The sequence below is a fragment of the Pseudoalteromonas sp. 13-15 genome (assembly GCF_001468205.2).
GTDB classification, from domain to species: domain Bacteria; phylum Pseudomonadota; class Gammaproteobacteria; order Enterobacterales; family Alteromonadaceae; genus Pseudoalteromonas; species Pseudoalteromonas marina.
Genome location: NZ_CP019162.1, coordinates 1,155,384 through 1,165,968 on the forward strand (window position 1 = coordinate 1,155,384; position 10,585 = coordinate 1,165,968).

Sequence of the window (10,585 nt, forward strand, 5' to 3'; positions counted from 1 at the left end):
AACGAAAGGGAGAGTTATTTATTAAAAACGGTACTCTGCGCCTACATAGTAGTACGCGCCGTTAAAGCCAAAAGGTGCTGAACGACGAGAGTATTCAAACACACCGTTACTACTTACAACGGTATTGCCGTTAGCATCTACAATTGTGCCTGTACGAGAGTTGCCAATTTCATTTTTGTCTGGGTATACATCAAACAAATTATTAGCGCCTACATTCACAGATAGGTTTTCGTTAATGAAGTAATTAACTTTTACGTCTGTTAATATTTCGGCACCGTAAGTTTGACGGCCACCGTCTTCAACTGTGTATTCACCAAAGCGATTAAGCGACAGATTAACGGTCCAATCTTCGTTTTGGTAAAGCGCACTTAGGTTAATACGATCTTCTGGTTGCCACTCTTCAATAATCGAAATTTCTTGATCTGAAAACACACTTTCTACCGGCACAGTTTCAAGGCCTGAGCCAGAAGGTGTGAATAACGAAACAACTTCAGTTTCTGTAAAGTTTGCAGCAAGGGTAAAATCAAGTGTGCCGCCAAACCCTTCAGTGTTATATGTTGCAACAAAATCTATACCGCTGGTTTCAGTGTCTGCGCCGTTTAAGAAAAACTGACCGGCACCTGCACCAGAGCTAACAAGCGCTGCGTCTAAGCTAGTAGATAGCCCTTTACCTAAACGGTTACTAATAACAATTCGGTCATCAATGTCGATTGAGTAGTAATCTACTGTTACGTTAATGCTGTCTGTTACGTTATACACAATACCTAAGCTACGGTTTTGAGACTTTTCTTCTTTAAGTTTTGGAATACCTAAACTTTGCGCCAGTGTTGAATCGTTTCTAAACGTGCCCACTTCTTCGGCTACTAATGTGCCATTTGGACCTACAACAAACTGTGTACTAATGTTGTTAAAGTAAAGTTGTTGCATAGATGGCGCTCTAAAACCTGAGCTTAATGCGCCACGTAATGAAATATCGTCTGTAATTGCCCAGTTACCTGCTAACTTAAAGTTAACCGTATCACCAAAGCCTTTGTAGTTATCGTAACGAAGTGCGCCAGATAAAATAACGTCTTCAATAACATATGCTTCAGCGTCTAAGTAAAACGAAATTACATCGCGTGACTCATCTACTGAAGATGCAGGTGACGAACCACCAAAGCCTTGCGTGCCACCAGAAGCATTTTCGCTGCCAACACCGCCGCTTAAACCGCTGTAAATACTTACGCCATTATTTGTATCGTAATCACGATATGCATACTCATTACCGGCTAAAATACGATACTCATCAGTACGCATCTCTGCACCCATCGCAAGTGAGTAGTCATCAAAGTTTTTAGTGAAATCTAAATTAATTGTTTGTAGCGATAGTTCCATACCGTATGCGTATGCTTCGCGCGGGATAGTAGTACGAATATCAGCAGCGCTTAAACCTTGTTCGTAACGCAAAAAGTTAGCGTATGACGCATTAATTGTATCGCTTGTTGTGTAGTCGATGCTGTTTTCACCGTAGGTGTACGATAAATCAAGGCTTGAATCGTTATCAAACTCTGTTTTGTAACCAAAGTTATAAGAAATATCATCAATGGTGGTGTTGATTTTTGGTAAGAAACCAAGTGGGATTGTTGCGTCGCCATCTTGCAATACTGGGTTACCACCCGCATTAGCATTATGACGGAAAAATGCGGCTGATTCGTTATCACGTGTTGAATACGTAATAAAACCATATAATTCGCCATCGCCTAACTCGTAGCCAGTATTTACCGTTAAGCCAAACTGTTGTGAATCAGCGTCACCGATTCTAAATGTGTTACGATCAGCTGTTAATTCACGCGGTTCGCCGGCTAACAAAGTACCATCGCTAAGTTCTTCACAGCCGTAAAACTGACATGAACCATGCAAACCTGCACGATTAGTTGGCGCACGGTCACGGTAGTTAATCGTTGTGTTTAAGTAACCGTTGTCACCCAGTGCAAACCCTTTGTTGAAGTCAACGTTAACTGTTTCGCCGTCACCTTCAGAGTATTCACCATAATTAATAGCTGCTTTGCCACCTTCACTACCATCTTTTAATACAATGTTGATAACACCAGCAATTGCATCAGACCCATATTGAGCAGCCGCACCGTCGCGAAGTACTTCAATACGCTTAATAGCAGATGCCGGTATAGCATTCATATCGGTACCAGCAGTACCACGACCAACCGAGGTATTAATATGGATAATACTAGCTTGATGGCGACGTTTACCGTTGATCAACACCAATGTTTGATCGGGACCTAAACCACGTAACGTTGCAGGTCTTAATGCATCGGTACCGTCGCTAATAGATGAACTTGAAAAGTTAAATGAAGGCGCAATTGCTTGTAGCATACGACCCACCTCAGTTTGTCCTGTATTTTCAAGTGCTTCAGCACTTAAAATATCGACCGGAACGGGTAAATCTTCAACCGAACGCCCTGCTACACGGCTACCGACAATTGCAATTTTTTCGATTTTGTCTTGAGCAACGTCTTCTGCTGCATTTACACCTTGAGAATTTACCGCCAGTAATGCCGGTAATACTGCTGCACTGACTGCTGAAAGCTTCATCATGTTGTTATCATTCCTGTTGATTTGTTTGAGTTTTATACTCAGTAATCCATTTTGATCAACAACCGCATCGAGCTCAGTCCCCACCAATAATGCCTCCAGCGCATCTAGTTGGGTATAGAATCCATAGACAGAATTTGCTTCATACTCTTTAGCTAACTCGTATGAAAACACCACGGTTTGCTTGGTTTGTTTAGCAAATTCAATTAAGGCTTTGTCTGCTCGCTGCGCTTTTATATCAAATTGCACCATTTGCCCGGTAGTTTGACTTGCGGCTTGCACGCTTAAGCTAAACATAGCTGGTGCAAACACACATAAACCACTCAATAAATGCAATTGGTTACTGCGCACTGTATATAAACAGCTGGCAAACAAAAATCCTCTATGGTTTTGTTTCTTTTTTTTAATCTTTTTTTTACGTGCAGGATTTAAAGATGCAACTTTATCTAACATATGTCTGATTTGCATAGCTGCTTCTTATGATTTTGTATTTTGCGTAAGCGTAACTGTGTGTTTACCTTGGCGTTCATGGTTAATAGCAAAGTTAGTGTGTAAACTTTCTAGCAAGCCAGCCACATCACCTGCTTTGAAAACACCCGCTACTTTAATAGACGCAAGCTCTTCAGACGATAATTTAAAACGTGTAGAAGTATACCGGCTCACTTCGTTTAAGGCATCGCTAAGCGGCTCACCATTAAAAACAAGCATGCCATTTTGCCATGCTAAGTCACGTTCAACATCATCAATAGAGAGCTGGGTAATTGGTTTGGTGATGCTTTTTTCTATAACGGCTTTTTCACCAGATGTAACTATATTGGCATTAATTTGGCGAATTTTATCTGCGTTTTTGTCAGCTGACTGGTAAGCTTTAAAGTCACTGGCATCCACCGCCACACTCGGATCGGTGATCATTACTTTGCCTTCGGTTACCACCAGTTCTAAATCTGAAGATGTGTTACGCTGAACATTAAACACTGTACCCAATGCTGTAAAACTCTTATTGCCAGCCATTACACTAAATGGACGAGATGCATCTTTAGCAACATTAAAACGCCCTTCTCCTCTGTTGAGCAATAACTGTCTGCGGCCTTTGCTATAGGCAACTTCTAATAAACTATTGGTATTTAACTGCACAATAGTGCCGTCGGGTAATGCGTAAGTTGCTTGCTCGCCAACTTTAGTTTTATAAATTTTAGTGTAATTAACTTTTGCTAATTGTTGGCTGTAACCATTTTCTAAGTTGATTAATAGATAACTACATACCATAAGTGCTGCAAATAAACTGGCTGCAATAGACGTTGAAACCATCCATCTTTTTTTGGGTTGCTTACTATTACGATGAGGGAATAAATTACTGAGCTCGTTTAAAACAGATATTTCATCCCATAAGTGGGCTAGCTCGTAAAGCGCATCTTGGTGGGCGTTGCTCTGCATCATCCACAATGTAAACTGCTCTTTTTCATCTTTTGATAAGCCACGGTCAATGGCGCTGATCCAGTTACAAGCTGTTTCTAATATTAAATCTTTTGAAGTAAATCGATGAACATTGCTCATTTTGCAACCCTCTTTACTGTTAACGGATGAAGAGAGTTGTCGTGCTTAGTTTTTGCCACTTGGCTTTGATCGTGTTCGCGCATGTAAAGCATGGTTTTTAATAACCCTTTAGCAATGTGTTTTTCAACAGTACTCTGACTAAGCTGCATCTCGCTTGCGATCTCTTTTTGGCTCATGCCATATACTTTTTTAAGTATAAAACATTTACGGGTTGATGGGCTTAACTGCTCTGTTGCTTTACAAAACAGTAAAAAACGTTCTTTTGACGTGTATTCATCTTCGAGCTGCATTGACTTTAGCAACACAGGTAATTCACTGTCGTCGTCTAGCGAATCATTAAATTTGTTGTCCCACTTAGCAACATGGTTTAATGCTAAATGTTTAGCGGTTTTTAACATGTAACTACGGGTATATTGAATATCTTGTTTTAAATCAGCCTCGTAGCTTTTTATAAATGTTTCTTGCACAATGTCGTCTACATCATCGGGCTGTACTATTCGTGAAACAAAGCGTTTAAGTTGGCTTGAAATATCAACAAATGTTGACGCAAATTTATTCTTTTTGGTCATGTTTAGTAAACACCTGTTGTTATTATTGTTAGCGTAAGATTACGAGTTTTGAATATAAAAAACTAGTTAAATGTAAATTTTTAGTTGTATAAATGTCATATTTTTTTATTAGGAGAATTAATGGGTAAAATTTTAGACTATATCCGACTGAGTTTTTTTGCTTGCGGGCTACTTTTAGGCGTACAAATACCCGCGTTTGTGAGTGATTTTGGCCAAGCATTAAACGCACAATTAGTGGAGGCAAATAATGCAATAGCGCCTTTTCAAAAAGACGCTAAAAAATACTTTAATAACGACCTGGCTAAGTTGATAAAGCACTATGAAAATTTAGGCGATGAAATTGTGGGAGAAGGTGCCAATCATATTCAAACTCTCAGCCAGCGTCAGCAAACTTTGGCGAGGGCTGTTGATGAGTTCTCAAACTCGCCTTATCTGTTTACACTACGTAGCGAGCTTCACACTATAAAACAGCAAGTATGGCAACGTTTTGAAGGGCAAATAATTTTAAAAACAGACTCAATTACCGCAGCAATTATCACCGCAATAATCATTGCGTTTATTGCAGAGCTTACAGGCTTTTTGTTTATGGTTTTAATTAAACGCGTTTATCTGCGATTAATCAATGCGTGCAAATAACGATTTCATAAAGTCAAAAAACACATCTGTTTTTCGGGTTGTTAAGCTATTTTGTGGCCGTAAAAACCATACAGGGGCATCGCTTTGTGCAAGTACGTTAGGCATTACCTCTACTAATGTGCCATTTTTTAGCTCATCGTTTATTGCAAGCCTAGACTTTATAGCAATACCGTGACCCGCAATGGCAGCTTGGGTCATGTTGTCTGAATTTGAAATGGTAAAGCGCGTTTGTGCATTAAACGTGTGAATTTTTTGTTGGGCATCATAAAGCTTTAATTGGCGTTGCCATGGCAGACAGACCCAAAAATGTTTTTCTAACTCAGAGATGGTTGTTGGCATTGAATGCTTTTTTATATAACTAGGCGCAGCACATAATACACGACTGTTATTGACTATTTTACGAGAAAGCAAACCTGAATCATTTAATTGCCCTACACGAATAGCTACATCTTGCGCATCATCAACTACGTTTACAAACTGATCGGTTATTAAAAAGTCTAGTTTTAGATCTGGAAAAGCATGCTCAAATTCATTAAGCCTAGGCATTACATATTTAGAGAAAACCCAAGGTGGCATGGTTACTCTTAATAACCCACTTACCGATGAACTACGTGCGCCAATACTGTGTTCTGCATCACGTAATGCTTCAATTATGGCACCTATGCGGGTATAAAATACTTCTCCTGCGGGTGATAAACGCACTCTTCTGCTATCTCTAAACACAAGCACTGTAGCGAGCTCTCGCTCTAATTTACTTAAGCGATGACTGACTGTTGCAGGTGATAAACGCTGTTCACGAGCGGCTGCCAGCACTCCTTTATTTTCAACCACGGCAATAAACGTTTCTAGGTCACTTAAACTGTACATAAAAACCCACAATGTCTTTTCAATGTTTAATATTTTCGAATGAAGCTTTCAGTTTTGCAATGTTTATTTAAATATTTAAAACCATATACTTTTGACCAAGTTTAATAATTGATGAGACTAAGCCATGAGTTTAAAAGCACAAATAGATGCATTTAATGTTCAAAAAGAAGCTAATTTACCCGCAGACGTTTTAGCATTAATGAATACAACAAACGAAGAATTAATTGCTCAGCACATACAAAATAACGCCTTACAGGTTGGCGATAAAATAGAAAACTTTATTTTGGCAAACCACCTAGGCAAAAATATAGAATTGGCCGATTTATTAAATAAAGGCCCTGTCGTTGTTAGTTTTTACCGTGGCGCATGGTGCCCTTATTGTAATTTAGAGTTAAAAGCACTGAACGATTTTTTACCTCAGTTTAAAACTAAGAGCGCTCAATTGGTGGCAATTTCTCCTCAACTACCAGATCAAACCTTAACAACTGCCCAAAAAAATGAGCTTGAGTTTGATGTGCTCTCAGATATTGGTAATAAGGTTGCACAGCAATTTGGCTTATTATTTACACTCGATAAACGTATTCAAGAATTATACACCGGGTTTGGTATTGATTTTGAACACACTTACGGCGATAAAACATACCAACTTCCCCTACCTGCCACTTACGTGATTAACCAAGAAGGTGTAATCACTTATGCATTTTTAAACGAAGATTACACACTTCGCGCTGAACCAAGTGATGTAATGACCGCACTCGATGGAGAAAATAAATAATGCCTTTATTTAAATCATTAAAGCTAATAAGTCTTACACTTACCCTTGGCGCAAGCTTATTGAGTAGCTCAGTGAACGCTGAAGAAAGTAAAGAAAAACCAAAAGTACTTATTTTTGATGTAAACGAGACCCTGCTTGACCTAACAAGTATGCGCGCCTCGATTGGTAAAGCGCTGGGTGGCAGAGAAGATTTACTGCCTCTTTGGTTTTCAACCATGTTACATAACTCGTTAGTAGATACAGTGACCGGTGATTATCACGATTTTGGCCAAATTGGTGTGGCTTCGCTTGCTATGGTGGCAAATAATAACAATATTAAAATTACCAACGAGCAAGCTAAAACGGCCATTGTTACACCGCTTTTATCATTACCTCCACATAGCGATGTGAAAGACGGACTGGCAAAACTAAAAGCGCAGGGCTATAAGTTAGTAAGCTTAACTAATTCGTCAAATAAAGGCGTTAAAACGCAATTTGAAAACGCAGGTTTATTGTCATATTTTGACGCGCGTTACAGCATTGAAGATATAAAAATATATAAACCTGATTTACGTGCCTACGAATGGGTACTTAAAAAGTTAAACGTCGCGCCCAACGAGGCTATGATGATTGCTGCACATGGTTGGGATGTAGCGGGCGCTAAACAAGCGGGTTTGCAAACAACTTTTATTGCACGCCCAGGTAAAGCGTTATATCCGCTTGCGAAAAAACCTGATCACGTTGTGAAAGATTTACATGAATTAGCCGCTCTACTTAAATAACGAGCGCAAATTATAAAATCAATACCCAAGCGGCCATTCTCAGGAAGAGTTTGACCGCTTTTTTATTGCTAAAAACCGCGTGTAAACAATGTATTTAGCCCTTTTAACTGCTAGCAATTTACCCCTCACAACGCTACTATTTAAAATAACACGTCGTGGAGATAATTATGAATAGTCAAAGATTAAGCGAGTTTGAAGAGTATTTTCAAATAAACGAGAGCATTAGGGTTAATTTGTTTGCTGTATCTAATGAGCAAGTACCTAAATCTCAGCTAGCACTTGACGATGATATCCCGCCTCTTTTTAGATTAGCTAATGAAGTGAGTGAGCTTGAACAAAGCTCGTTACGTCCACTTCGAAACTTAGGCGATGTAGCCCAAGAACTTGCTGCATTTTTGCAGGCACAATCGCGAAAAATAGATTTAATTATGAGCCATATTTTGGCCTCAGAACAAGCGCAAGAAAATGCAATACACTGCGATAGCTATGGCGGCGGTGGTATTAAGTTTACGTCGTCTGATGTGTATTCTATTGGCCAATCCTTTAGGACAAAACTTTTTTTGCATCATGAGGCATCGGCTGTTTACTGCTACACAGAAGTGGTTGCCATAGAAAAACAAGATAACGACCACTACCAATACACAGTGCTTTTTACATCTATCAGAAACACTGATCAAGAATTAATAGTAAGAGCAAGTTTACATGCGCAAACGCGCCAACTAAAAAAACGCCAAGAACTAGAGCAACCATTAGACGATTCAAGCTCTGAATAATTGGTTTTACAATACAGTTTATATGGCAAAGCAAACCTATTTTTCAAGTGACTTGGAAGTAGCACAACTGCTAAACTAGCGATATCTCTATTTGTATAAAAATGCCATGAACTTTAGACTTTTACCTGAATGGGCTGAGCAAGACGCTGTAATGCTAACTTGGCCACATAAACATACCGATTGGGCCGATAATCTAGCCCGTGTTGAGCCTGTCTATGTTGAGCTTGCAAAGCATATAACACACTACCAATTTTTAGTTATTGTTGCTCACGACGAAGCCTTAAAAGCACATATCACTGCACTACTTAACCAAGCCAATATTAATTTAGAGCGTGTTCATTTTGTTGTAACACCCACTAATGACACCTGGGCGCGCGATCATGGCCCACTAACATGTGCAAATATTAATGATGAGACCAAATTAAAGGTCTATGATTTTACATTTAATGGTTGGGGCAACAAATTTGAAAGCGCACTCGACAACCAAATTAATAAAGCGGTTGTTGAACAGCTAAGCCATGCAAACAATGATTACCAAGCCCTAGATATGGTGCTTGAAGGTGGCGGTATTGAAATAAACGAGCACGGCATATTGCTAACAACAAGCGAATGTTTGCTTAACAAAAACCGTAACCCTGACTTATCGAGCCAAGACATAGAAACCTTATTAAAAACGTATTTAGGTGCCACCGATTTTTTATGGGTCGATCACGGTTATTTAGCTGGTGACGATACCGACAGCCACATTGATACCCTAGTACGATTTGCACCAAACAATACGCTTGTATACGTACAATGTGATGATGAAAATGACGAGCATTTCACCGCACTAAAAGCAATGGAAAATCAATTAAAAAGCTTTAAAACAGCAGGTAACACCCCATATACTTTAGTTGAACTACCGTGGCCTAAGGCAGCGTATGACGATGAAAATTCACGCTTACCTGCAACCTATGCCAATTACTTAATTATTAACAATGCAGTGCTTGTGCCTACATACAACGATGTAAACGACGACCGTGCATTAGCACAGGTTCAAATAGCGTATCCGCAGCACACTATTATTGGCGTGAATTGCCAGCCTATAATTGAGCAATTTGGTAGCCTTCACTGTATTACAATGCAATTACCGCGTGGATTTTTAGCTGGAGCAGCACAATGACAAGCCCTGCAAAATTAACCGTTGCTTTAGTGCAACAAAGCAACAACCATAACGCCGATGAAAACATGGCTAAATCAATAAAAGCCATTCGTGAAGCTGCTCAAAAAGGGGCTCAGCTTGTTGTTTTACAAGAGCTTCATCGTAGCCTTTATTTTTGCCAAACCGAAGACGTTGATGTCTTTGACCTGGCAGAAACCATACCTGGGCTAAGCAGTAACACCTTAGGTGAACTCGCTAAAGAGCTCAATATTGTGATTGTGGCGTCACTGTTTGAGAAGCGTGCAACAGGCTTGTACCATAATACTGCAGTGGTGCTTGAAAAAGACGGTAGTATTGCAGGTAAATATCGCAAAATGCACATACCTGATGACCCTGGTTTTTACGAAAAGTTTTACTTTACCCCAGGCGACTTGGGCTTTGAGCCTATTCAAACATCGGTAGGTAAATTAGGTGTGTTGGTATGCTGGGATCAGTGGTTTCCAGAAGCCGCGCGTTTAATGGCTATGGCTGGTGCTGAGCTATTAATTTACCCAACCGCTATTGGCTGGGATCCCAATGACGACCAAAATGAACAAACACGCCAAAAAGATGCATGGGTTATTAGTCAACGTGCCCATGCGGTCGCAAATGGAGTACCGGTGATTAGCTGTAATCGTGTTGGCCACGAGAGCGACCCAAGCGGACATAGCAGCGGGATTCAGTTTTGGGGTAACTCTTTTATTGCGGGTCCTCAGGGTGAGTTTTTAGCGCAAGCTAACAACATCGATGAACAAATATTAGTGGTAGAAGTTGATCAAAAACGCTCAGAAAACGTAAGACGTATCTGGCCGTTTTTGCGTGATCGCCGAATTGATCACTACAGCGACCTTACAAAAATATACCGCGACTAACTTAAAGAA

Annotated in this window: 10 protein-coding genes; 6 read left to right on the top strand and 4 right to left on the bottom strand. The window is 39.9% G+C overall.

The genetic code is table 11. The annotated features are described in order from the left end of the window. Positions 1 to 21: 21 nt before the first annotated feature. Genes ATS72_RS05365 through ATS72_RS05375 form a run of 3 tightly spaced genes read right to left on the bottom strand, consistent with a single transcriptional unit; the run spans position 22 to position 4,712 of the window. The gene (locus ATS72_RS05365) at positions 22 to 3,057 is read right to left on the bottom strand and encodes a TonB-dependent receptor plug domain-containing protein (RefSeq protein ID WP_058429092.1); all 3,036 of its coding nucleotides are present in this window, start codon (positions 3,055 to 3,057) and stop codon (positions 22 to 24) included. Positions 3,058 to 3,066: 9 nt separating this feature from the next. Then, positions 3,067 to 4,143: a FecR family protein gene (locus ATS72_RS05370; protein ID WP_058429093.1), complete on the bottom strand. Its 1,077-nt coding sequence runs from the start codon at positions 4,141 to 4,143 to the stop codon at positions 3,067 to 3,069. Further along, entirely contained in the window at positions 4,140 to 4,712 is a 573-nt protein-coding gene (locus ATS72_RS05375; protein ID WP_006794666.1) for an RNA polymerase sigma factor, read from the bottom strand. Before ATS72_RS05375 ends, ATS72_RS05370 begins: the two co-directional genes overlap by 4 nt. Before the next feature lie 120 nt (positions 4,713 to 4,832). On the opposite strand from ATS72_RS05375, the gene ATS72_RS05380 reads away from it, so the two are divergent. Beyond that, positions 4,833 to 5,348 (top strand): DUF2937 family protein, encoded by a 516-nt coding sequence (locus ATS72_RS05380; protein WP_058429094.1) that lies wholly within the window; start codon positions 4,833 to 4,835, stop codon positions 5,346 to 5,348. Here the strand turns inward: ATS72_RS05380 and ATS72_RS05385 are convergent. Beyond that, entirely contained in the window at positions 5,328 to 6,215 is an 888-nt protein-coding gene (locus ATS72_RS05385; RefSeq protein WP_058429095.1) for a LysR family transcriptional regulator, read from the bottom strand. The genes ATS72_RS05380 and ATS72_RS05385 overlap by 21 nt on opposite strands. A 124-nt stretch (positions 6,216 to 6,339) precedes the next feature. On the opposite strand from ATS72_RS05385, the gene ATS72_RS05390 reads away from it, so the two are divergent. From ATS72_RS05390 to ATS72_RS05410, 5 genes are all read left to right on the top strand, one after another. Next, on the top strand, positions 6,340 to 6,990 hold the full coding sequence (locus ATS72_RS05390) for a peroxiredoxin-like family protein (RefSeq protein ID WP_058429096.1): 651 nt from the start codon (positions 6,340 to 6,342) through the stop codon (positions 6,988 to 6,990). Then, positions 6,990 to 7,751: a haloacid dehalogenase type II gene (locus ATS72_RS05395; RefSeq protein WP_058429097.1), complete on the top strand. Its 762-nt coding sequence runs from the start codon at positions 6,990 to 6,992 to the stop codon at positions 7,749 to 7,751. Before ATS72_RS05390 ends, ATS72_RS05395 begins: the two co-directional genes overlap by 1 nt. 167 nt (positions 7,752 to 7,918) lie before the next feature. After that, on the top strand, positions 7,919 to 8,524 hold the full coding sequence (locus ATS72_RS05400; protein WP_006794671.1) for a PilZ domain-containing protein: 606 nt from the start codon (positions 7,919 to 7,921) through the stop codon (positions 8,522 to 8,524). Positions 8,525 to 8,630: 106 nt separating this feature from the next. Further along, positions 8,631 to 9,686 carry an agmatine deiminase family protein gene (locus ATS72_RS05405; RefSeq protein ID WP_058429098.1) on the top strand — a complete coding sequence of 352 codons (1,056 nt, stop codon included), beginning with the start codon at positions 8,631 to 8,633 and terminating at the stop codon, positions 9,684 to 9,686. Continuing rightward, positions 9,683 to 10,576: a carbon-nitrogen hydrolase gene (locus ATS72_RS05410; RefSeq protein ID WP_058429099.1), complete on the top strand. Its 894-nt coding sequence runs from the start codon at positions 9,683 to 9,685 to the stop codon at positions 10,574 to 10,576. Before ATS72_RS05405 ends, ATS72_RS05410 begins: the two co-directional genes overlap by 4 nt. Positions 10,577 to 10,585 lie beyond the last annotated feature (9 nt).